Consider the following 23,159-nt stretch of genomic DNA (forward strand, 5'->3'; position numbering starts at 1 on the left):
TTGGACACTTTAGTAACAAATAATTCAATTAATCCACAGATTGCAAATAAATTTACTAATTTTTGTTATAAAATTATAAATTTTGTTAACAATTATAGATATCATTTAATTAAAATGGGAGGTTAATATGATTCAAATTAGGACAGATTTAGCCGTAGAAGCTAAAGAAGTGTATGAAGAAGCGCAAGCAGGAACTAGTATTCCAGGTGTAGAAGTAGAAAACAAAGAGCTTGAAAATTGCAAAGTAACAAAAGTTGAGATAATAAATGAAGAAGGTTCCAAAATTATGAACAAAGAAATAGGAAAGTACATTACCTTAGAGAGCAATCTAATGAAGTTTGACGATGATGAGTCTAGGGAAGAGATAATAGAATACTTAAAAGATGAGCTTAAAGAGGTTCTAGGCGATGATAAAAGCAAAAAGACTCTGGTGATAGGGCTTGGAAACTGGAATATAACATCAGATGCACTGGGGCCGAAATCTGTATCCAAAACACTAGTTACAAGACATATATTTAAAAACTACAACAAAGACTACGACGATGATTTTTCGGAAGTAGCGGGTTTAAGTCCGGGTGTTATGGGGATTACAGGTATAGAAACCAGTGAAATTGTCAAATCTTTAGTAGATAAGATAAAACCAGATAGAGTAATAGCTATAGATGCCCTAGCTTCTAGAAAGATGGAAAGAGTAAACTCTACAATACAAATAGCGACTTCTGGTATAGCTCCAGGAGGAGGAATAGGAAATAAGAGAAGATCTTTAAATAAAGAGTATTTAGGTGTCGATGTAATTGCAATAGGAGTTCCTACAGTTGTGGATGCAGCAACACTTACAATTGACGTATTAGATTTAGCTATTGATAATTTAATTGCACAGTCAGAAGGCAATGAAAGTTTTTACAATATGCTGAAAAATTTAAAAGAAGATGAGAAGTATCATCTAATAAGAGAATCTTTAGACCCTTATGATAAAAATCTAATTGTAACACCTAAAGATATAGATGAGACAATAGAAAATTTATCGATAATAATAAGCGAAGGGCTAAATAGGTCTCTCCACCCTGGTAGGGTGGCTAAATAAGGAGGGAAATGTATGTTAAAAAAATGCTTCAAATCATTAACCGTAGCATGTTTGTTAGTGGGCATTTTTACAAATACAACTTTTGCTATAAGTCAGGACGAGTTTTTGAAATTTTTAATAAACTCAGCTTATCCTGAAACAACAGCGAAAGAAAAAGATAAAAGTGAGAAAACAGATGAGCCAAAGAGCGCAAGTGATCAAAAAAATCCATCAGACAAATCTACTGAAAAAGAAGATAAATCTGAAGAGAATAAAGTAAATAAAGAGTATGTAAAAGTATTTGTTGGAGAAGAAAATATCCCAAAGGAAGATACTGTAGATACAGAAGCAACAGATGGTGAAGTAGTATCGAGTTTAAACTACAAAAACGATATTAGAGTTACAAAAGAAAATCCAAAAATACTTATATACCATACACATGGATGTGAGACTTATTCAAACTCACCAAAAGGCAACTACCATTCAACAGATAAGGTAAACTCTGTAATGGAAGTAGGAAGTGTTTTAACTAGTGAACTAGCAAACAAAGGTTGGGGTGTGGTACATACAACCAAATATCACGACTATCCGTCTTATAATAGTTCTTACTCAAGTAGTTTGAAGACTATAAAGGATCTTATGCCTAAGTATCCATCTGTAGATATTGCTATAGACTTGCACAGAGATGCCAGAGATTTAAAAGATAAAGCAACAAAAGAAAAAGACCATAAAAAATATACAACCGAAATAGATGGAAAAAGAGTTGCCAAATTCTTCTTTGTTATAGGTGGTAAAAACGACAACAGTAAAGAATTAAGGGCTCTTGCAGAAGATATAAATAAAGTAGCACAGAAAAAATACCCGGGTTTAGTATCGCCGATTATAGAAAAAGACTATGCGAGATTTAACCAATTTGCAGCTAAGAAACACCTATTAATAGAAATAGGTAGTAATGCTACAACAATAGAAGAATCAAAAGAAACTTCTAAATATGTAGCGGATATATTAGACGAGTACTTTAGGCAAAACGGTGAAGCAAATATGTAGTTTTAATTAGGAGCATGCTGTATGAGTCGTTTAGAGAGGACAATAGAGCGAAAACAAAAGAACAACAAATATAAATTAGCGCTAAGAATTATCTTTATACTAATTATGATAGTTTTGACGGTATTTTGTATATTTGAAATAGATAGTAGAGCAAAAAATATGTTGGGAGAAAAAGAGTTTAGTTTGCCTTATATAAACCTAGACATATCGAATATATTAAAAAACTTTAGATAAGTATTTGTAAGGTGGGGTTGCCAAAAATAAGTGATATATTTTGGGTAACCCCAATTCTTTCTTTTTAAGTGAAAATAGAGGGAAAATCAAGTGACAGTTGGGGTTAAATACTATATAATATTTATTGACGAATAAAGAAGGAGGAGTATCAGGTGGACAATAAGCAAAGCAGAACTAGAAACTTTAGTATAATTGCACATATAGATCATGGTAAGTCTACCTTAGCCGATAGATTAATACAACTAACGGGACTTGTTAGCGCAAGAGAGATGAAGGATCAACTACTAGATAACATGGATCTAGAGAGAGAAAGAGGAATCACAATCAAACTTCAAAATATAAGATTGGTGTATAAAGCTAAGGACGGAAATGAATATTATTTAAATCTTATAGACACTCCAGGTCATGTTGACTTTAACTACGAGGTATCGAGAAGTTTGGCAGCATGTGAAGGTGCATTATTAGTTGTAGATGCAGCTCAAGGGGTAGAGGCTCAAACGCTTGCCAATGTATACTTAGCTATAGAGCAAGATTTAGAAATAGTGCCAGTAATCAATAAAATCGATTTACCAAGTGCAAGACCAGATGAGATTAAAGAAGAAATTGAGGATTTAGTAGGACTTGATGCAAGTGATGCGCCTCTAATTTCTGCTAAAAACGGAATAAATATAGACGATGTATTAGAAAGCATAGTTAAAAATGTGCCTGCGCCAACTGGCGACAGAGAAGCACCACTTAAAGCGCTTATATTCGACTCTTATTATGATGCGTATAAAGGTGTTGTAGCATATGTGAGAGTATTCGAAGGAACTGTAAAAAAAGGTACATTAATAAAGATGATGAATACCAAAAAAGACTTCGAGGTAACTGAGGTTGGGGTAATGTCACCAGGTCAGACAGAGCTTGACTGCCTTACTGCAGGAGATGTTGGATACATAGCAGCTAGTATCAAAGATATAAGAAGCTGTCAGGTTGGTGATACAATCACTGATGCAAATAATCCAACTTCTGAAATTATGCCAGGATACAAAAAAGCTACTCCAATGGTTTACTGTGGTATTTATCCAGGAGAAGGCGAAAAGTACGAAAATGTTAGAGATGCACTAGAAAAACTGCAAGTTAACGATGCAGCTCTAGAATACGAAGCCGAAACATCTGCAGCTTTAGGATTTGGATTTAGATGTGGATTCTTGGGACTACTTCATATGGAGATTATCCAAGAGCGATTAGAGAGAGAATTCAATCTAGACATTATAACAACAGCTCCATCAGTTATTTATAGAGTAACTAAAAACGACGGAGAAGTTGTAATGATACAAAATCCAGCAAACTTACCAGATCCAGCTGAGATAAATATGATAGAAGAACCTATAGTTAAAGGTGACATAATAGTGCCAAAGGACTATGTAGGGGTTGTAATGGAACTATGTCAAGAGAGACGTGGAACTATGAACAATATGGAGTATATAGATGATAGAAGAGTAATGCTTCACTACGACCTACCTCTAAACGAAGTTGTTTACGACTTCTTTGATGCACTAAAATCTAGAACTAGAGGATATGGATCACTTGACTACGAGATAAAAGGATACGTGCCAGCTAAACTTGTAAAACTAGATGTCTTAATCAATAAAGAACAAGTAGATGCACTTAGCTTTATAGTTCACGAAACAAGAGCTTATCCAAGAGGAAAATCTATGTGTGAAAAACTTAAAGGTGAAATACCAAGACACCAATTTCCTATACCGATACAAGCAGCAGTTGGAAACAAGGTAGTTGCAAGGGAGACAATTAGTGCACTTAGAAAAGACGTTCTTGCAAAATGTTACGGTGGAGATATATCTCGTAAGAAAAAACTTCTTGAAAAGCAAAAAGAAGGTAAGAAACGTATGCGTCAAATTGGATCTGTTGAAGTTCCACAAAAGGCGTTTATGTCTGTCTTAAAACTTGATGAGTAGTAGAAGTTCTATTTTCAACAATTGTAAATAAAAATTTTATAAAATATCGATTTGCCTACGATTTGCCAACATTGGATTTACTCGTAGGCAAATTTTATAATATTTAAAAGTTTTGAAAGTGTCCAAAAATAAGGTTCTTATTCTTATATATTTAAGCAATATTTTTACTCAAAAGATTTAAGCATCCAGAAAAAGTTCCTTATATATACAATAATAGTAAATAATTAATAAGTAATTTATTTTTATAATAGGTTGGTATATAAGGTATAATCAAAGAGAATTGTTTTAAAACTACTAAAGTATATATTTCAGAGATTGATGAATAAAGAATATTTAAAGTGTAAATAATAGTAAAAAAAGAAAGGGCTGAAAGATGAATTGGTTTTGAAAAGGAAGCTAATTTGTATTTACAGCCTTTTTTAGTTTCAAATTTCAAAAAAATCAAATAATATTTTAATGGAAATTTTAAAAACTAGTATTAATAGGTTTGAATAAAGTTGGAAAAATGTGTATAATTAAGTAAGACAAAATTGTTGAAAAAGGTTTTAAGATAGGATAAAGGTGATATTAATGGTATATATTAAAATGCCAGAAGATGTTAGATATATAATTGATAGATTAAATCTACACGGATTCGAAGCATTTATAGTTGGGGGATGTGTAAGGGATTCACTGTTAAAAAAGACTCCTAATGATTGGGATATAACCACAAATGCAAAGCCAAAGGATATCATAAGAATATTTGAAAAAACGGTACCAACAGGAATAAAGCATGGAACAGTAACTGTACTTATAAAATCAAACAGTTACGAGGTTACAACATATAGGATTGACGGAGAGTACACTGATAAAAGACGCCCAGATTCAGTAGAATTTAGCAACGATATAGTAGAGGACTTAAGGAGAAGGGACTTTACAATAAATTCAATAGCATACAATGGAGATAAAGGGCTTGTTGATCCGTTTAATGGATATAGTGATATAACAAATAAACAGATTAAATGTGTAGGTAAAGCCAATGATAGATTTGAAGAGGATGCACTGAGGATGCTTAGAGCAGTAAGATTTTCTTCACAATTAAATTTTGAAATAGTCAAAGATACCTACACTAGTATAAAAAATAAAGCACATCTAATAAAAGAAGTGTCAAATGAAAGAATACAGGTTGAATTAAATAAAATCTTGATGTCTGATTCATCAAAGATAAAGCTCCTAAAAGATACAGGTTTGCTTTGTTTTATAATGCCGGAAATATGTGAACTAGATGAAGTAGAACAAAACACACCATACCATAAATACAATGTATTAGAACATACGCTATTTGCAGTAGATGCTATTGAAGATAAATTAGTTTTAAAACTTGCAATGCTGTTACACGACACAGGAAAAGCAGTATCAAAGACGACCGACAAACGAGGAATTGATCATTTTTACGGACATGCCAAAGCATCTGTAAACATATCAAGAGAAATTCTTAACAGGTTGAAGTATGATAACAATACAAAGAGAGAAATTATTACTCTCATTACGTATCATGATTGCAAACTTTCACCTGACAAAGTAAGTATAAAGAAGCTTCTAAGTAAATTAGGAAATGTAGAGTTGTTCAGAGATTTATTAAAAGTCAAGTGGGCTGATACCCTTGCTAAAAATCCGAAATATATTAAAAGCAGAATCTTGGAGTTGATCAATATTGAAAGGATACTTGAAGATATTTTAGAGAACCAAGAATGTTTTTGTATTAAGGATTTAGCGTTAAATGGTAGAGATTTGATTGAAATTGGGTATAAAGGTAAAGAGATTGGTGTTGTTCTGGATAGGTTGTTGAAAATGGTTATTGATGATCCTAAGTTGAATGATAGAAAAATATTAAAAAAACTTTAATATTTTATTTAGAATTAATATTTATTTAATTTTTCAGTTTTATTATAAGTTTGATTTATGTTTTTATATTCAAATAAAATTATAATTCTAGGAGGACGCAAAGATGAATAAAAATTTAATAAAAATTTTAAGGGGATTATCTTCGATAGCTTTCGCATTTTCAGTTATGTCTGCAAATACTACTTGCCTGTGGGCATCATACCAACCGGAAATTGATGATAGTGTAAAAAAATTAAAAAAGCTATAGTGATGTCTTAAAATTAAATAATGTTTAAAAGAGTAAGTAATCATTTGTAGAAGATACTAATTTTAGCTTCAAAAATAAGTCGTTTATTTTAGAGAAAAATTAATAAGTATATATATAAATTTAAATATTAAAGTTTTTTTAACATTTTACATTAGTTTAATAATTAAGAAGAAATTAGTTACTATAGAAATGTTTAGGGGTTAAATATGTTAAACAATAATAACTTTTGGTATGTTTTTGATTTAATTCTTTCAATGCTTGAATTATCATTATTTTTCTATTTTATAAATGATAATAGTATTAAAAAAAGAAGTAATAAATTTATTTGGCTAACATTTATTATATTTGTGATAACTATTATTATGGTTAATACTATGAATATACATTTAATTTCAAATGGAAGAGTTACGATTGCAATAGTTTTAAGTTTGATTTTTTATAAATTAAATTACAATGTGAATATTATTAAGTGCATTGCTGGAACACTGATGTTTTACATGTTGCTAATTAGTATTGATTCTGTTAGTATGGTGTTTGTAAAATTTGCAAATGGTTTACCTAATTTTGATCCACTTTTTGAACCTGGTTTATTTAGATTAGAGTTAATTAGTATTACGAAAACATTGCTTATTCTAGCAACTATATATTCTAAATATTTCAAATTATTAACCAGAATTACTACTAAAGATTTCATTTATTTAATTATACCGATGATAACTAATATATTTAGTTTATTTCTAGTCTTTGGAAAAGATATAATTAATTTACCGAGCCGATTTATGCAAGATATGTCATTTATTATAATATCTATTTTAATTTTATTTTCTAATATGTTTCTAGTATTTATTATTTTAAAAATCATAAAAGATAATGCACTAATAGAAGAACGGAACTTGAATGATAAAAAAAGAATTATGGAATATGATTATTATCGCAAAGTAGAAGAAAATAACTATAAAGTAAGAAGCTTATATCACGATATGAAAAACCATCTTGTCTGCATAGGGAGTCTTTGTGAAAGTGATGAGGCAATGAAGTATGTCGAGAGTTTAAAATTCGAACTAAATAAATTAGATAATATATACAATACTGGCAATAGAGTTCTAGATATAATATTAAATGAAAAGAATCAAATTTGTTTAGAAAAAGGTATTAAGTTATCTACATACATAGATTTTTCAAATACTGATTTTATAGAGATGGTTGATATAAATACTATTTTCTCAAATGCAATAGATAATGCTATTCAAGCTTGTGAAAAAATTGAAGATAAAACTATTTTTAAAAAGATAGACATAAAGATTAAATGTGTTAATAATTTCTATATTATAAAAATTATTAATTCTAAAGGAAATAAAGTAATAATAAATGAAAATAAGATATTGACAAATAAAAAAGATAAGTTTTTACATGGATTTGGTATTAGTAATATAAAGTTGAGTGTAGATAAATATAACGGCGAAACCGTAATAGATTATACAGAAAACGAGTTTATATTAACAATTCTAATTCCATTTCCAACATAAGTATATTTAGGAGAATTATTATGTTAGAAAGTTTAGTATTATGGAAGTTTATCAACGTAGGGATGTCATTAATTGAAGCATGGATTTTTTGTTATATAATAAATAAAGTTAGCAAACTAAAAAATAGTAAAAGATATAGAAATATATCATTATTAATATTTACTTTAACGATGATAGTAGTAAGATATTCGGAAATACAGCAAGATATTCGGTTAATATTTTTGGTAGTTAGTAGCATGATATATTATATATTAAATTATCAAATAAGTGTGTTAAAAACAATAATATATACTTTATTGTATTATCTATTTTTAATGATTACAGAAATAATAGGTGTCAATCTTGTTTTATTTACTAACTCTATAAATGATACATCAGTTTTATACGAACCAGGTATTATAAGATTGGAAACAATGATAGCTTCTAAGCCTCTTTTAATTCTTCTGGCTTTTTATATTGTTAAAATAAGAGAATTTTTTAATAATAAAATAATCAAGAAATTAAAAAAATTTTTAAAAACTGAATATTTATATATTTTAATTCCAATACTTACAAATATTTTTTGTTTACTTATCATTATTGCAAGTTTAGAGTACAGTAAAAAGAGCAATATAAGCGATGCAATATTATTTTTAACTGTATCCCTATTGTTTATATCTAATATATCATTATTATTAATAACTTCAAAAATAATAAAAAATAATAAGGTAGTTATGGAAAATGAATTAGTTAATAATAAAAAAGATATGGAACATAAATATTACGAGAAACTAGAAGATAATAATGAAAAAGTTAGGAAACTACATCATGATATGAAAAATCACCTTATGTGTATAGGAAGTCTTTGTGATAATAAAGAATCAATAGATTACATAAATGATCTTAATAAAGAGCTCGTCAGTTTAGACAGAACATTTAATACAGGGAATAGAGTATTAGATATAATATTAAGTGAAAAGAAGATAACTTGTCTTGAGAAAGGTATTAAATTGATCACTGAGATTGACTTTTCTAGATCTGATTTTATAGACATGTTAGATATAAGTACTATATTTGCAAATTCATTAGATAATGCAATACAAGCATGTGATAAAATAAAAGACGAAACGATACCTAAAAGGATCGATGCAAGAGTTAAATATGTAAATAACTTTTGTGTTATAAAAATTATAAACAGTAAGGTAAACGACATTATTAAGAAAAAAGATAAGATACTTACGGATAAAAAAGATGGAATTATGCATGGGCTAGGAATAAGCAATATAAAAGATGCTGTACAAAAATACGACGGCGATGTTGTTATAGATTATACAGAGAATGAATTTGTATTTACTGCAATGATTCCAATAAAATAATACATAATCATAAATAGAGAAATACTAATAAATAGTATTTCTCTATTTTTATGGAAATAAAGTATTAAAGTTAGACACAGTAAATAACAAATGATAAACTAGACTAACAAAATGAATACGAAAGAAGGAAAACTATGTTAATGTTATACATACACATACCGTTCTGCATAAAAAAGTGCAATTACTGCGACTTTAACTCATACAACCTAGACCTAACTCAAAAGAAAAGATACCTAGAAGATCTAAAAAAAGAAATGCAGATGTACAAGACAAAAGAAGAGATCTCAAGCGTATTTATCGGAGGAGGAACACCGAGTATATTAACGACACGAGAGTTAGAAGAACTATTTAAAAATATAAAAGAAAACTTTAACATGAACAAACACGCAGAAATAACCGTTGAATGTAATCCAGGAACACTAACACTGGACAAGCTAAAAACAATGAAGGAAATAGGAGTAAACAGACTTAGCATAGGTTTGCAAGCTGTTCAGGAGAATCACTTAAAATATATAGGAAGAATTCATACATATGAAGAATTTCTAAAAAACTACAATGATGCAATAAGTGTAGGATTTAGAAATATAAACGTAGACCTAATGTACAACCTACCAAATCAAACTACTGAAGATTGGATAGAAACATTAGAAGCAGTTGGAAAACTAGAACCAAAACATATATCCGCATATTCACTAATTCTAGAAGAAGGAACAGAACTTTATTCAATGTACGAGCACAGCAAGTTTGAACTAAATGACGAGGATACTGATATCAAGATGTACAGGTTCACTATCGACTTCTTAAAAACAAAAGGATATCATCAGTACGAAATATCAAACTACTCAAAAGTGGGGTATGAATGTGAACATAATAAAGGATATTGGAGATGCGACCATTATATAGGGGTAGGAGCAGGAGCATCTGGATACTTAGAAGATATTAGATATAATAATGTAGAATCTTTAGAAGAATATCATAATATGGTTACAGTTAGCAAAAAACCTATTGTGAATAATGAGGAATTATCTGTAAAAGATAGTATAGAAGAAAAAATATTTATGGGTCTTCGAATGAATGAAGGTATAAAATACGAAGACTTTAAAAAACAATTTAATATAGATTTTGCGAACGTATATTCTGAACAAATAAAAGTGTTGTCAAGTAGAAAATTAATTAAAGAAAGTGATACAGGTATTGAATTAACACAAATAGGACGTGAAATTTCGAATAGCGTGTTTATAGAGTTTATAAATTAATATAAAATAGTTGACAAAAAAATCTATAAATGATATATAATATATATAATCTTTTTAGCACTCGAAGCTAGTGAGTGCTAACAGCTAGGGAGGTAACAAAGATGGATTTAAATGATAGAAAACTTAATATCCTCAAAGCTATTGTTAAAGATTATATAGAAACAGCAGAGGCTGTAGGCTCTAGAAGTCTATCAAAACGATATGATTTAGGTATCAGTGCTGCGACTATAAGAAACGAAATGGCTGATCTTGAGGAACAGGGATATCTTATACAACCTCACACGTCTGCTGGAAGAGTGCCTTCAGAGAAGGCTTATAAATTGTATGTAAATTCACTTATGAGCAAGAGTGAACTAAATGAAAATGACAAAACACTAATTAAACAGTGTATGGAGCATAATGTAAGCCATATAAAAGAGTTGATACATGAGACATCTAAGTTACTATCTACACTTACTAATTATACGACGATAGCTGTGACAAGCAGCGCGCCTAAGCTGAGTGTTATAAGACATATTCAATTGGTATCAATGGATGACAATAACATTTTGCTTATAGTTGTGACTGATAGAGGCGAGATAAAAAAAGCTAGCCTAACTACAAAGATGTATTTAGATCAATCTAAACTAAATTTGATATCAGATAACCTTACAAAAAAATTAGTAGGTAAGGGTATTGAGGATTTAGATGATTCACTTATAAACTACATTAAGTACGAGATAAGTGATTACTCAGCTCTTATTGATAAATTACTACATGTTTTAAATTCTAACATGTCAGATGAGGATTTTTCCTTATCATTAAACGGAGCTACTAATATATTTAATTATCCAGAATTCAACGATATACTAAAAGCTAAATCATTCCTTAATATGATTGAGGAAAAAGATAATTTGGCGACTATGATAAAATCATCGGGTATTAAAAAGGATAACCTAAATATAGTAATAGGAAGTGATAATGATTTTGAAATGGCGAAGGATTGCAGTATTATAACTGCAACATATAATGTAGACAATGATTTAGTAGGAAAAATTAGTTTTATAGGTCCTACTAGAATGGATTACGCAAAAATTTACTCAATAATAAATTATATGAGTATTTTAATTGATAAAAGATAAATAAATATGGAGTTGAGAGGTGTAATGTCTTGGATAACAAAAAACAGCAACAAGATGAGGAAGTATTAGATAAAGACGATTTGGTAGACACTGAGTCGCAAGATTCATCAACTGATAATGATGCAGCACAAAGCGAAGAAACTGTTGAGGGTGAAAATGTTACTGATATAAATTCAAAGCTTGATGAAAAAAAATTACAAGATGAATTAGATGAATTAGATGATAAGTACCAACGTCTTCAAGCTGAATATGCTAACTACAGAAGGAGAACTCAACAAGAAAAAGATTCTCTTGCATTATTTGCAAATGAAAAGATCATGACTGAACTTATTCCAGTTGTAGATAGTATGGAAAGAGCATTAGAGGCTTGTGAAGATAAAGAAGATAGCATGTACAAAGGTATCGATTTAGTACACAAGCAATTAATAGATACTTTATCTAAACTTGGACTTGAACATATAGAAGCACTAGAGCAAGAATTTGATCCAAATTATCACTTAGCAGTAATGCAAGAGAGTGTTGAAGGGGTAGAGCCAAATAAGGTTGTAATGGAACTTCAAAAAGGATACAAATTAGGAAATAAAGTTATAAGGGCTTCAATGGTAAAAGTTTCTTGCTAATATAACAAACTAATTAAATTAAAAACATAAAGTAATATTAAAAAAAAAATTTCGATTAACAAATATACGAGTATTTAAGGAGGATTTTAATCATGGCAAAAATTATAGGTATAGACTTAGGGACAACAAACTCTTGTGTCGCAGTATTAGAGGGTGGAGAAGCACAGATTATAGAAAATAGCGAAGGTATGAGAACTACTCCTTCAGTAGTTGCTTTTACTAAAGAAGGAGAAAGAATAGTAGGAGAGCCTGCTAAAAGACAAGCAGTAACAAATGCAGATAAAACAATAACTTCAATCAAAACTCACATGGGTACTGATTTTAAAGTTGATATTGATGGTAAAAATTTCACACCACAAGAAATATCAGCTATAATACTTCAAAAATTAAAAGCTGATGCGGAGAGTTATTTAGGAGACAAAGTTACTGAGGCGGTTATAACTGTTCCAGCTTACTTTACAGACGCTCAAAGACAAGCAACTAAAGACGCTGGTAGAATAGCAGGTCTTGAAGTAAAAAGAATCATAAACGAGCCAACAGCTGCAGCGCTTGCTTACGGAATGGATAAATTAGATCAAGAGAAAAAAATATTAGTATTCGACTTAGGTGGAGGTACTTTTGATATATCTGTACTTGAAATAGGTGATGGTACTTTCGAGGTTTTAGCTACAGCAGGTAACAACAGACTTGGTGGGGACGATTTTGACCAAATTGTTATAGATTACTTAGCAGAACAATTCAAGAGCGCTGAAGGCGTTGATTTAAGAACTGACAAAATGGCTCTTCAAAGATTAAAAGAAGCAGCTGAAAAAGCTAAAAAAGAATTATCTTCAACTATGAGCACAAATATAAACTTACCATTTATAACAGCAACTGCTGAAGGACCAAAACATTTAAACTTAGACTTAACAAGAGCTAAATTTGAAGAATTAACAGCAGGATTAGTTGAAAACACTATGGAGCCAACTAAGAGAGCTTTAAAAGACGCTGGACTTTCTACAAGTGATATAGATGATGTATTACTAGTTGGTGGTTCAACAAGAATACCAGCTGTACAAGATGCTGTTAAGAAATTCATAGGAAAAGATCCTCATAAAGGAATTAACCCAGATGAGTGTGTTGCAGCAGGAGCTTCTATACAAGCCGGAGTTTTAGCTGGAGATGTTAAAGACTTATTATTACTAGATGTTACTCCATTATCATTAGGTATAGAAACTATGGGTAATGTAATGACTAAGATAATAGAAAGAAACACTACAATACCAACTAAAAAATCACAAGTATTCTCAACTGCAGCAGATAACCAAACAGCTGTTGATATACATGTACTTCAAGGTGAGAGAAGTATGTCTTATGACAATACAACTTTAGGAAGATTCCAATTAACTGATATACCACCAGCTCAAAGAGGAATTCCTCAAATAGAAGTTACTTTCGATATAGATGCTAATGGTATAGTTAATGTAAATGCTAAAGATTTAGGAACTGGAAAAGAGCAAAAAATAACAATAACTTCAAACACTAACTTATCTGAAGAAGAAATAGAGAAAAAAGTTAAAGAAGCTGAAATGAATGCAGAAGCTGATAAACTTAAAAAAGATAAAATAGAAGCAGTTAACCAAGCTGACTCTACAATATATCAAACTGAAAAAACTCTAAAAGAAGTAGAAGAAAAAATAAATGCTGATGATAAAGCTGATATAGAAAAAGCTATAGAAGACTTAAAAGCTGTAAAAGATAAAGAAGAAGCTACAGCAGAAGAAATAAAAGCTGCAGTAGATGAAGTAATGAATAAGTTCCAAAAAGTATCTCAAGAAATATACCAACAAGCAGCTCAGGAGCAACAAGCTCAAGGTGGAGCTGAAGGATCTTCTGAGTCAAATGAAGGTTCAAAGGACGACAATGTAGTAGATGCAGACTTTACAGAAGTTGATGAAGACAAATAAGATCAACTAAAATCTATATTTAATACAAATCTATAATCAATATAGATAGACAAGACATAAAGTAGATAATATAATAGATCTATAAGTGTAAAGTCTAATATTTTAAAAAGAATTACAATAGCTTGTAGCAGATTTCCTACAAGCTATTGTTTTGTAGGACTAAGGTGGTGTGAAAATTGAGTACTAAGAGAGACTATTATGATATCTTGGGTGTGGGGAAAAGCGCTGATGCTCAAGAGATTAAAAAAGCATATAGAAAATTAGCGATGAAATACCATCCAGATAGAAATCCGGATGATAAAGAAGCAGAAGAAAAATTTAAAGAGATAAGTGAAGCATACGAAGTACTATCAGATGAATCTAAAAGAAGCACTTACGATCAATTTGGTCATGACGGTTTAAATGGTCAAGGTGGATTCGGAGGAGGAGGCTTTGGCGGAGGCCAAGGTTTCGGAGGCTTTGAAGACATATTTGGAGACATGTTTGGAGATATCTTCGGAGGTGGCGGAGGCTACGGCGGACGTCAAAGAAGAGGTCCTCAAAGAGGAGCAGACATAAGACAGGGCGTAAAGATTTCATTTGAGGAGGCTGCATTTGGTAAGAAAACTTCAATTAAAGTAAATAGAAGTGAAGAATGTGATGCGTGTGGTGGTAGTGGTGCAAAACCAGGAACATCTAAAAAGACATGTCCAACATGTGATGGAGCTGGTCAAGTTAGAAGCGTTCAAAGAACTCCATTTGGAAATATAGCTAGTACAAGAACATGTAGCACATGTAATGGTGCAGGTGAAGTAATAGATTCTCCATGTACTAAGTGTAAAGGTTCAGGAAAAGCAAGAAAAACAAAGACTATAGAAGTTGATATACCAGCAGGTATAGATGATGGTCAAATGATAAAATTAAATGGTCAAGGTGAAGTTGGTGAAAAAGGTGCTCCAAGAGGAGATCTTTATATACTTATTACAGTAAAACCTCACGATTTGTTTACTAGAGAAGGAAATGATATTTATTTCGAAATGCCAATAACATTTGTTCAAGCGGCATTAGGAGATGAGATAGAGGTTCCTACTCTTGATGGTAAAGTTAAGTATACTATACCTGAAGGAACTCAAACAGGAACAGTATTCAGACTTAAAGATAAAGGTATACCTAAAATAAGAGGAAACTCTAGAGGTGACCAGTACGTAAAAGTTATAGTAGAAGTTCCGACTAAATTAAACGATACTCAGAAAGATCTTCTTAAACAATTTGCTTTAGAATGTGGAAGTAATGTGCATGAAAAGAAGAGGAGTTTCGGGCAAAAGATAGAGGATATGTTTAAAAAAAAGTAAAAAAATGCTTTGGAAAAAGCATATGTCTCAGAAGTGATTTTTAATCGCTTCTGGGATTTTTTATATTTAGAAACTTTTTTAGGTGATTAACTTTTAAAATGAAAGTTGGATTTAGTATAGAAAAGACTTCTTTCTAAAAAATAAATTTATAAAATAAATTAATTATATTTAATGAAATCATTTGATATTTATATATGGACGAATTTGTTAAATTTATATATAGATTGGTATTTAGCAATCTAAGTTTAGTATTAGCAATAGTATAGTCATAAAAAAATTATTTTGTGGTAAAATAAAGACATCGGAATTATGTAGCAAAAATAATTACAATAATCGCACTTTCTATCTAGAAAAATTATAAAAAATATTAAAAGTTTAGTCTGATAGAAGCCACATGTAATAATATGGGGCTTTTTTAAATAAAAATTCGATGAGGAGACCGTATGTATAATTTAGGCATAGATATAGGGGGCACTAATTTAAGAGCTGGTATAGTAGATAAAAATGGAACAATAATAATGCGAATCGATAAGAAAATTGACCGAGATAAAAACGTGGAAAAAATAGTTTTTGATATTGAAATATTGCTAAACAGTTTGTTAAAACAAGTAAATATGTCTAATAATAATTTGAAATCTATAGGAATAGGTATACCAGGTATTGTAAAGAAAAATGGTTTGGTTAATTGTATAAACCTCGGATGGGACAATATTGATTTTATAGGTAAACTAAAAGAAAAAATGCCATTACTAGATTTTAATGTTGATAATGACGCAACAGCCGCGGCTTTAGGAGAGGCAATCTTTGGTAGTATGAAAGGAAAATCAATATCTGTGATGTACACTATTGGTACAGGTGTAGGTGGTGGAATAATCATAGATAAAAAGATTTACTCTGGTAGTCATAATAGAGGCTCTGAAATAGGCCATATAGTAGTTGGAGAGAGTTTTTATGATTGTAACTGTGGGAATAACGGATGCCTTGAGACGTTTTGCTCTGCAACTGCGATTATAGAATACGTAAAGAAAAATATATATGAAGGGCATAAGACTTCAATATATGATATTGTAGATGGAGATTTGGATAAAATAAATGCCGAGATGATATTTGATGAGTACAGAAAAAATGACGATTTATCAATAGAGGCGGTAAAAAGATTTATAAAGTTTCTTAGCATTGGAATAGCTGGAGTTGTAAATACATTGGACCCAGACATTATTTCAATTGGCGGAGGTGTTTCTAGATCGAGCGATGTATTTTTACCTACTTTAAGAGAAGAAGTTAAAAAGCACATTATGTATAAAGACGAAGAAATTTGTGATATTGTCTGTGCAACTTTAGGATCAGATGCTGGAATAATAGGAGCAGCTTATTTGTAATTGCTTTTCAATAAATTGGAATATAAAATAGACATTTACGGATACTAATATTAAAAAATAAGGATCTATTTGTGTTATAATGAAGAATAGTAGAAAACTATAAAAGGACGGGAATCTTATGAAAAATTGGATTGAAATTGATATAAAAACAACAACAGAGGCTGTAGAAGCTGTTACAAATATACTATACGAAACAGGAGCAAATGGATCTATAATAGAAGATCCAAAGGATTTTTTATTTCAAGAACATAATCCACTTGATTGGGATTATGTAGATGAGGGCTTGTTATCTAAAGGTCACGAAGAAGATGTAATTGTAAAGACATACATATCTGAAGAAAAAAATGTTACTGAATTTGTAGAGATTATAAAGCAGAGAATTTTAGGGTTAAAAGATTTTGGAATAGATATTGGAAAGGGAATTATAGACCTAGGAAAAGTCAATGAAGAAGATTGGGCAAATAATTGGAAAGCTTACTACAAACCTACAAAAGTAGGTGAAAAAGTTGTGGTTAAACCTACATGGGAAGAGTACACTCCTAATAAAGGTGATTTAATCATAGAGCTTGATCCAGGTATGGCTTTTGGTACTGGAACTCATGAGACTACAAGTATGTGTATAAATGAGTTAGAAAATTACGTATCAAATGATTCAACAGTATTTGATATAGGATGTGGGAGTGGAATACTAGCTATAGCTGCGGCTAAATTAGGTGCAAAGGATGTAGTTGCTGTTGATTTAGATGAGGTTGCCGTGACTGTATCTAAAGAAAATGTAGCGAATAACAATGTAGAAGATAGTGTAAAAGTCCTTTACGGAAACCTTACAGAAGTGGTTGATGGAAAAGCTGACATAGTTGTTGCAAATATAATTGCGGACATAATAAAAATACTTGCAAAAGACGTAAGTGATTTTATGAAAGATGAAGCGGTGTTTATTTCATCGGGAATAATACTTGCAAAAGTAGATGAGGTAAAAGAGTGCTTAAAAAATAATGGATTTGAAATAATAAACGTAAATAGACAGGGTGAGTGGGCTGCGATTGTCTGCAAAAAGAATAACTAAGTATTTTTAATAATTAGGAGATTGATATGGATAGATTCTTTGTTGATAAAGAGTATATAAATTTAGAAGATAATACTTGTATTATGACTGGCGATGATGTAAAACATATTTCAAAAGTATTGAGAGCTAGAGTTGGCGACCAGGTAGAAATTTGTGATAAAGAAAAAAGCGAATATGTATGTGAGATTGAAGATATATCTAAAGATGAGGTTTGCCTTAATATACTGAAGAAGCTAGATGTAAATAGAGAGCCAGATGTCAAAGTGAGACTTTATCAAGGATTGCCTAAGGGTACTAAGATGGAGATGATACTTCAGAAATTAACTGAGGTAGGAGTAGATGAAATAATATTAGTGCAAAATAAAAGAAGTGTAGTGAAATTTGATAATAAAAAAGAAGATAAAAAACTTGAGCGTTGGGAACGTATAATATATGAAGCTGCAAAACAGAGCAAAAGAGGAAAAATTCCTAAACTTAGAGGAGTTTTGAGTTTTAAAGAAGCTCTTGAAGATATGAAAGATAACGACATGAATATATGTCCTTATGAGAATGAAAAAACAGCGTCTATTAAGGATTCAATCAAAGGTAAAGATATAAATACTATTGGGATATTTATAGGGCCTGAGGGCGGATTTGACGAAGGTGAAATAGAAAAAATAGAAGCAATAGATTCACAGGTAGTTTCTCTTGGGCCTAGAATTTTAAGGACTGAAACTGCGTCTTTAGTAGCGACATCTATCGTATTATACGAGCTTAGTGATTTGGGAGGAGAAGTGTAAATTGAAAAAGGTAGCATTTTATACTTTAGGGTGTAAAGTAAATCAGTATGAAACAGAGGCAATGCTTGAAATGTTTGAAAAAGATGGATACGAACATGTAAATAGTGAAGATTACGCCGATGTTTATGTTATAAATACATGTACAGTTACTCATATGAGTGACCGTAAATCACGTCAATATATTAGAAGAATGAAAAAAGTTAATCCAGATGCCCTTATTGCGGTTGTCGGGTGTTATTCTCAAGTATCTCCTGAGGAGATTTTAGATATTGACGAAGTTAATTTAGTAATGGGTACCAATGATAGGAGAAATATAGTCGAAGAGATTAAAACTCTAGATTTATCTAAAAAAATAAGTACAGTTGACGATATTATGAAAATCAAAGAGTTTGAAGAGATAGAAATAAGTCAAACCAATGATAAGACTAGAGCATTTATGAAGATACAAGATGGATGCGATAGATACTGTTCTTACTGTATAATACCTTATGCAAGAGGTAGAGTTAGAAGTAGAGATATAAAAAGTGTAGTTGATGAAGCCGAAAACCTAGTTAAAAATGGATATAAAGAAGTTGTTTTGACGGGGATTCACGTTGCATCATACGGAAAAGACTTAAAAGAAGATCAGTTGACTCTTTTAGATGTAATAAAAAAACTTAGTCAGATTGATGGACTTGAGAGAATTAGACTTAGTTCAGTTGAACCGATTTTATTTACCGATGAGTTTGTAAATGAAATATCTACAAATAAAAAGCTTTGTCCGCACTACCATTTATCACTTCAAAGTGGATGTGATGAAACATTAAACAGAATGAATAGAAGATATACTACAAAAGAGTATAAAGAGATAGTAGATAGACTTAGAGAAGCTATCCCAAATGTAGCGATAACTACAGACATTATAGTAGGATTTCCAGGAGAGACAGATGAGGAGTTTGCAAGTACTTATAATTTCTTGAAAGAAATAGAGCTTACACAAATGCACGTTTTTAAATACTCAATAAGAAAAGGAACACCAGCTGCAACAATGGGAGATCAAGTGGACCCTCAAATAAAGCACGACCGAAGTGAAAAACTTATAAAAATGAGTAGTAAAAACTTTGCTAAATTTGCATCGAGATTTATTGGAAAAGAGTTAGAAGTATTATTTGAAAAAAATGTAAAAGATAATGTTTATGAAGGATTAACAACAAATTACATCAGAGTTTATGCTAAAAGTGACACCGACATACAAGGTTTAATAAAAAAAGTGAAAATTATTGACGTAAAAGATAATTTTATAGAAGGAAGTTTGGTATAATATGTAGAAATACATTAAAAAGGGAGGTGTTGAGATGAATTGTCTATTTTGTAAAATAGTAGATGGAGAGATTCCTTCAACAAAAGTTTATGAAGACGATGAAGTAATAGCCTTTAACGATATAAACCCAGTTGCCCCATACCATATACTGGTTGTTCCAAAAGTTCATTACGATAGCATAACTGATATTTCTGAAAAAGAAATGGATATAGTTGCACACATTCATGTGGTAATAAATAAAATAGCTAGTGAATTAGGTTTTGATAAAAAAGGATTTAGAATAATAAACAATTGTGGGGACGATGGAGGTCAAGAAGTAAAACACCTTCACTATCATGTATTAGCAGGAAAGAAACTGCCTCTTTATGAAGCCGAAGCTAAGTAAAACAAGAAGCGGAGGCTACACAAGAAAATTATTTGATAATTTAAGTTTCTTCTTGATAAAAATACTTGATAAAAGTAAAATTTTAGTTTATAATAAACAAGGTGTTAGGTTGTAATACAGATTATGCAGAATAACAAAAGTTACAGTCCCAGCATAATTGCGCTATTGGAGGGAGGGAAAAAGAATGTCAGAAATAAGAGTTAGAGAGAATGAATCACTTGACAGTGCTCTAAGAAGATTTAAGCGTCAGTGTGCAATGTCTGGCATAATGTCAGAGGTTAGAAAAAGAGAACATTACGATAAGCCTAGTGTTAAGCGTAAAAAGAAAGCTGAAGCTGCTAGAAGAAAAAACACAAAGAAATAGTAAATAATAACAAAGAGGTGAGGGGAATGTCCCTTAAACAAAAGTTACAAGAAGATCTAAAATCTTCAATGAAAAACAAAGATACAGTTAGAAAATCTGTTGTAACTCTAATTAGAGCTTCTATTAAGCAATATGAAGTCGACAATCGTATAGAACTTGATGACGATGCTATTATTGATATAGTTGCTAAGCAAATGAAACAACGTCGAGATTCACTAGTTGAATTCAAAAAAGCTGAAAGAGAAGATTTGGTAGAGGAAACAGAAGCTGAAATCGAAGTTTTAAAAGAGTACCTACCTCAGCAATTAAGCGAAGAAGAAATAGAAGATATCGTTAAAGCTTCTATATCTGAAGTAGGAGCAACTTCTATGAAGGATATGGGAAAAATAATGTCAGTTATTCAACCTAAAATAAAAGGAAGAGCAGACGGCAAACTTGTAAACGAATTGGTTAAAAAAAACCTACAATAGATCATAACAGCCTAGAGATAAATCTCTAGGCTTTTTAGATTTTTTAGAATAATAAACGCTTTACTGTGCATATCTATAATCAAAGAAAAATTTGAAAGAAGGGGAAAAATTTGATTATATCAGTAAAGGAAATTAGAAATTTTTTGATAAACGTAGCTATACCATTGTTGATTGGATATTTGAGCAGTGTTTTTGTCAAAATAATAAGTGGATCAGATATGCAGACTCTATACGCAGCTCTTACAAAGCCGAGCTTCGCACCTCCTGGATTTATCTTTCCGGTAGTATGGACAATTCTATATATTTTTATAGGAACATCATCGTATTTGATTTTGAGAAAAGGCAATAATGTTCCAAGAGTTGTAGATGCTATGTTTTATTATGGACTTCAATTAGGGCTTAACTTTGCATGGAGTATACTTTTCTTTGGATTTGGACTTAGATTTACAGCTATGATTTGTATATTACTTTTGATTGCTGTTGTTGTAATAATGATAATGAAGTTTTCTAGAATAAATAAAAAGGCTGGTTATCTTAATTTAGTTCAATTGGTTTGGCTTGTTTATGTAGGGTTTATTAACTATTTTATATGGTTAATTAATAGCTAAATTGTGTACATATTTCGAAATTATCCCTTCAATTTTATAATATCATAATGATAAAAAAATAAACAGTCTATTTAAAGAATGTTTTATGAAGTATAATTATATTAATTTAGAAGGAGGTATAATAAATACTTTCTAAATTGATAATAAAATGTTGCAAGGCTTGAAGGGAGAGGTTTTTATGCAAATAAAAGTATCTGCATTACAAATGAAAATGACTGATGGAATCAAAGGATACATAGAAGAAAAGTTGAGTAAGTTGGAAAAATACCTTAGTCCTGAATCAGAAGTTAAAGTAAAAGTAAGTGCTAAAAAAGAGAGACAAAAAGTTGAAGTAACAATAAATTCAGTTGGTGGTCAAATAGTTAGAGCTGAAGATGTTGAAGAAGATTTATATACAGCAATTGATATTGTTTGCGACAAGTTAAATAGACAAATAGTTAAATTTAAAAATAAAATTAGAGATAAACAATTTAATGGTGAGAGTATAAGATATGAAAATTTAGATTTCTCAAATGAGAGTGAAGACTATGATAAAGATTACGAAGACCAAGAAAACAATATAGTTATAGAGAGAAGAAAGAAATTTGATATGAAGCCCATGAGCCCAGAGGAAGCTATACTTCAGATGGAGTTAGTTGGACATAATTTTTATTTATTCACAAATCAAGATACATTTGAGATAAATGTAGTTTATAAAAGAAAATATAATGGATATGGTTTAATAGAACAAGAGTAGTAGGAAGTTTAATTTGTTCTAAAATTTACTAAAAAATAGAGATTAAATCATAATAAATGAAATAAAAATTAAATAGAGATATTGAAAATGTCAAACGTTTGGAGAATTACCAAACGTTTGGCATTTTTTATTGCCAACTCTTTAAGGATAAGGAAATTGTTTTATAATTTTTGCTTATTAAATATTAAAATCATCATAATTAAAGCCTAAAATCATAAAATGTATTAAGGAGGTAATGCCGATGTTAGATATTTCAGCGGATTTACAAGTAAACCAACCGATAGTTACCATTACAGGAAGCACTTTTGTAAGTGTTGAAAATTACCTGTCTATAATAGAGTTTGAACAAAATTCAATAAAGATAAAGACTAAGATAAAAACTGTAAAAATTACAGGAGATAAGCTTTCACTAAAATTTATAACTGACACTGAGATTGGTATTAAGGGACTAGTTTTCGGTGTTGAGTTAATCGATGATTAGGAG

At 30.5% G+C, this 23,159-nt stretch carries 23 protein-coding genes; all 23 read left to right on the forward strand.

The window, feature by feature from the left end; all coding sequences use genetic code 11:
- Positions 1 to 127 precede the first annotated feature (127 nt).
- The 23 genes from gpr to J2Z43_RS00235 all read left to right on the forward strand — a co-directional run bounded on the left by gpr (position 128) and on the right by J2Z43_RS00235 (position 23,156).
- Positions 128 to 1,084 carry a GPR endopeptidase gene (gpr, locus tag J2Z43_RS00125; protein ID WP_027702417.1) on the forward strand — a complete coding sequence of 319 codons (957 nt, stop codon included), beginning with the start codon at positions 128 to 130 and terminating at the stop codon, positions 1,082 to 1,084.
- A 12-nt stretch (positions 1,085 to 1,096) separates the two neighbouring features.
- Complete coding sequence (gene spoIIP / locus J2Z43_RS00130; RefSeq protein ID WP_209455312.1) at positions 1,097 to 2,110, forward strand: stage II sporulation protein P; 1,014 nt, start codon at positions 1,097 to 1,099, stop codon at positions 2,108 to 2,110.
- A gap of 21 nt (positions 2,111 to 2,131) precedes the next feature.
- Positions 2,132 to 2,344, forward strand: coding sequence for a hypothetical protein (locus J2Z43_RS00135; RefSeq protein WP_038299115.1), 213 nt, complete (start codon positions 2,132 to 2,134; stop codon positions 2,342 to 2,344).
- 152 nt (positions 2,345 to 2,496) lie between these two features.
- Positions 2,497 to 4,302 carry a translation elongation factor 4 gene (lepA, locus tag J2Z43_RS00140; protein ID WP_209455313.1) on the forward strand — a complete coding sequence of 602 codons (1,806 nt, stop codon included), beginning with the start codon at positions 2,497 to 2,499 and terminating at the stop codon, positions 4,300 to 4,302.
- Between the two features lie 570 nt (positions 4,303 to 4,872).
- Positions 4,873 to 6,186, forward strand: a complete 1,314-nt coding sequence (locus tag J2Z43_RS00145) for a CCA tRNA nucleotidyltransferase (protein ID WP_209455314.1) — start codon at positions 4,873 to 4,875, stop codon at positions 6,184 to 6,186.
- A 103-nt stretch (positions 6,187 to 6,289) separates the two neighbouring features.
- Positions 6,290 to 6,433 (forward strand): cyclic lactone autoinducer peptide, encoded by a 144-nt coding sequence (locus tag J2Z43_RS00150; RefSeq protein ID WP_209455315.1) that lies wholly within the window; start codon positions 6,290 to 6,292, stop codon positions 6,431 to 6,433.
- A 374-nt stretch (positions 6,434 to 6,807) separates the two neighbouring features.
- Positions 6,808 to 7,959, forward strand: a complete 1,152-nt coding sequence (locus J2Z43_RS00155; protein WP_209455316.1) for a sensor histidine kinase — start codon at positions 6,808 to 6,810, stop codon at positions 7,957 to 7,959.
- Between the two features lie 314 nt (positions 7,960 to 8,273).
- Positions 8,274 to 9,314 (forward strand): sensor histidine kinase, encoded by a 1,041-nt coding sequence (locus J2Z43_RS00160; RefSeq protein ID WP_209455317.1) that lies wholly within the window; start codon positions 8,274 to 8,276, stop codon positions 9,312 to 9,314.
- A gap of 134 nt (positions 9,315 to 9,448) precedes the next feature.
- Positions 9,449 to 10,570 carry a radical SAM family heme chaperone HemW gene (hemW, locus tag J2Z43_RS00165; protein WP_209455318.1) on the forward strand — a complete coding sequence of 374 codons (1,122 nt, stop codon included), beginning with the start codon at positions 9,449 to 9,451 and terminating at the stop codon, positions 10,568 to 10,570.
- Between the two features lie 101 nt (positions 10,571 to 10,671).
- Positions 10,672 to 11,691 carry a heat-inducible transcriptional repressor HrcA gene (gene hrcA, locus J2Z43_RS00170; RefSeq protein WP_027702410.1) on the forward strand — a complete coding sequence of 340 codons (1,020 nt, stop codon included), beginning with the start codon at positions 10,672 to 10,674 and terminating at the stop codon, positions 11,689 to 11,691.
- A gap of 29 nt (positions 11,692 to 11,720) precedes the next feature.
- The gene (grpE, locus tag J2Z43_RS00175; protein WP_234925904.1) at positions 11,721 to 12,311 is read left to right on the forward strand and encodes a nucleotide exchange factor GrpE; all 591 of its coding nucleotides are present in this window, start codon (positions 11,721 to 11,723) and stop codon (positions 12,309 to 12,311) included.
- A 92-nt stretch (positions 12,312 to 12,403) separates the two neighbouring features.
- On the forward strand, positions 12,404 to 14,257 hold the full coding sequence (gene dnaK / locus J2Z43_RS00180) for a molecular chaperone DnaK (protein ID WP_209455319.1): 1,854 nt from the start codon (positions 12,404 to 12,406) through the stop codon (positions 14,255 to 14,257).
- Positions 14,258 to 14,433: 176 nt separating this feature from the next.
- On the forward strand, positions 14,434 to 15,588 hold the full coding sequence (dnaJ, locus tag J2Z43_RS00185) for a molecular chaperone DnaJ (protein WP_209455320.1): 1,155 nt from the start codon (positions 14,434 to 14,436) through the stop codon (positions 15,586 to 15,588).
- A 443-nt stretch (positions 15,589 to 16,031) separates the two neighbouring features.
- Entirely contained in the window at positions 16,032 to 16,967 is a 936-nt protein-coding gene (locus J2Z43_RS00190) for an ROK family protein (protein ID WP_209455321.1), read from the forward strand.
- Between the two features lie 118 nt (positions 16,968 to 17,085).
- Positions 17,086 to 18,033: a 50S ribosomal protein L11 methyltransferase gene (gene prmA / locus J2Z43_RS00195; RefSeq protein WP_209455322.1), complete on the forward strand. Its 948-nt coding sequence runs from the start codon at positions 17,086 to 17,088 to the stop codon at positions 18,031 to 18,033.
- Between the two features lie 26 nt (positions 18,034 to 18,059).
- Positions 18,060 to 18,812 (forward strand): RsmE family RNA methyltransferase, encoded by a 753-nt coding sequence (locus J2Z43_RS00200; protein ID WP_209455323.1) that lies wholly within the window; start codon positions 18,060 to 18,062, stop codon positions 18,810 to 18,812.
- 1 nt (position 18,813) lies between these two features.
- Positions 18,814 to 20,112, forward strand: a complete 1,299-nt coding sequence (gene mtaB, locus J2Z43_RS00205) for a tRNA (N(6)-L-threonylcarbamoyladenosine(37)-C(2))-methylthiotransferase MtaB (protein WP_209455324.1) — start codon at positions 18,814 to 18,816, stop codon at positions 20,110 to 20,112.
- A gap of 34 nt (positions 20,113 to 20,146) precedes the next feature.
- A complete protein-coding gene (locus J2Z43_RS00210) occupies positions 20,147 to 20,497 on the forward strand; it encodes a histidine triad nucleotide-binding protein (protein ID WP_209455325.1) in 351 nt (116 codons plus the stop codon).
- A gap of 184 nt (positions 20,498 to 20,681) precedes the next feature.
- Positions 20,682 to 20,861 carry a 30S ribosomal protein S21 gene (gene rpsU / locus J2Z43_RS00215; protein WP_209455326.1) on the forward strand — a complete coding sequence of 60 codons (180 nt, stop codon included), beginning with the start codon at positions 20,682 to 20,684 and terminating at the stop codon, positions 20,859 to 20,861.
- 26 nt (positions 20,862 to 20,887) lie between these two features.
- Positions 20,888 to 21,331, forward strand: a complete 444-nt coding sequence (locus tag J2Z43_RS00220; protein WP_209455327.1) for a GatB/YqeY domain-containing protein — start codon at positions 20,888 to 20,890, stop codon at positions 21,329 to 21,331.
- Between the two features lie 110 nt (positions 21,332 to 21,441).
- Complete coding sequence (locus J2Z43_RS00225) at positions 21,442 to 21,939, forward strand: TspO/MBR family protein (protein ID WP_027702401.1); 498 nt, start codon at positions 21,442 to 21,444, stop codon at positions 21,937 to 21,939.
- Positions 21,940 to 22,117: 178 nt separating this feature from the next.
- Positions 22,118 to 22,675 (forward strand): ribosome hibernation-promoting factor, HPF/YfiA family, encoded by a 558-nt coding sequence (gene hpf / locus J2Z43_RS00230; RefSeq protein ID WP_209455328.1) that lies wholly within the window; start codon positions 22,118 to 22,120, stop codon positions 22,673 to 22,675.
- A 241-nt stretch (positions 22,676 to 22,916) separates the two neighbouring features.
- Positions 22,917 to 23,156 (forward strand): YabP/YqfC family sporulation protein, encoded by a 240-nt coding sequence (locus J2Z43_RS00235; protein WP_027702399.1) that lies wholly within the window; start codon positions 22,917 to 22,919, stop codon positions 23,154 to 23,156.
- The last annotated feature ends 3 nt before the right edge of the window (positions 23,157 to 23,159 follow it).

Source organism: Metaclostridioides mangenotii, from assembly GCF_017873185.1.
GTDB lineage: Bacteria > Bacillota > Clostridia > Peptostreptococcales > Peptostreptococcaceae > Metaclostridioides > Metaclostridioides mangenotii.

What these genes read in the sequence shown, in the direction of transcription:
- J2Z43_RS00220 (WP_209455327.1), top strand. Translation starts at nt 20,888, where the DNA reads ATGTCCCTTAAACAAAAGTTACAAGAAGATCTAAAATCTTCAATGAAA.
- J2Z43_RS00210 (WP_209455325.1), top strand. Translation starts at nt 20,147, where the DNA reads ATGAATTGTCTATTTTGTAAAATAGTAGATGGAGAGATTCCTTCAACA.
- spoIIP (WP_209455312.1), top strand. Translation starts at nt 1,097, where the DNA reads ATGTTAAAAAAATGCTTCAAATCATTAACCGTAGCATGTTTGTTAGTG.
- J2Z43_RS00135 (WP_038299115.1), top strand. Translation starts at nt 2,132, where the DNA reads ATGAGTCGTTTAGAGAGGACAATAGAGCGAAAACAAAAGAACAACAAA.
- J2Z43_RS00190 (WP_209455321.1), top strand. Translation starts at nt 16,032, where the DNA reads ATGTATAATTTAGGCATAGATATAGGGGGCACTAATTTAAGAGCTGGT.
- dnaK (WP_209455319.1), top strand. Translation starts at nt 12,404, where the DNA reads ATGGCAAAAATTATAGGTATAGACTTAGGGACAACAAACTCTTGTGTC.
- J2Z43_RS00145 (WP_209455314.1), top strand. Translation starts at nt 4,873, where the DNA reads ATGGTATATATTAAAATGCCAGAAGATGTTAGATATATAATTGATAGA.
- hrcA (WP_027702410.1), top strand. Translation starts at nt 10,672, where the DNA reads ATGGATTTAAATGATAGAAAACTTAATATCCTCAAAGCTATTGTTAAA.
- J2Z43_RS00200 (WP_209455323.1), top strand. Translation starts at nt 18,060, where the DNA reads ATGGATAGATTCTTTGTTGATAAAGAGTATATAAATTTAGAAGATAAT.
- gpr (WP_027702417.1), top strand. Translation starts at nt 128, where the DNA reads ATGATTCAAATTAGGACAGATTTAGCCGTAGAAGCTAAAGAAGTGTAT.
- J2Z43_RS00235 (WP_027702399.1), top strand. Translation starts at nt 22,917, where the DNA reads ATGTTAGATATTTCAGCGGATTTACAAGTAAACCAACCGATAGTTACC.
- prmA (WP_209455322.1), top strand. Translation starts at nt 17,086, where the DNA reads ATGAAAAATTGGATTGAAATTGATATAAAAACAACAACAGAGGCTGTA.
- rpsU (WP_209455326.1), top strand. Translation starts at nt 20,682, where the DNA reads ATGTCAGAAATAAGAGTTAGAGAGAATGAATCACTTGACAGTGCTCTA.
- hemW (WP_209455318.1), top strand. Translation starts at nt 9,449, where the DNA reads ATGTTAATGTTATACATACACATACCGTTCTGCATAAAAAAGTGCAAT.
- hpf (WP_209455328.1), top strand. Translation starts at nt 22,118, where the DNA reads ATGCAAATAAAAGTATCTGCATTACAAATGAAAATGACTGATGGAATC.
- J2Z43_RS00155 (WP_209455316.1), top strand. Translation starts at nt 6,808, where the DNA reads ATGAATATACATTTAATTTCAAATGGAAGAGTTACGATTGCAATAGTT.
- J2Z43_RS00160 (WP_209455317.1), top strand. Translation starts at nt 8,274, where the DNA reads ATGATTACAGAAATAATAGGTGTCAATCTTGTTTTATTTACTAACTCT.
- J2Z43_RS00150 (WP_209455315.1), top strand. Translation starts at nt 6,290, where the DNA reads ATGAATAAAAATTTAATAAAAATTTTAAGGGGATTATCTTCGATAGCT.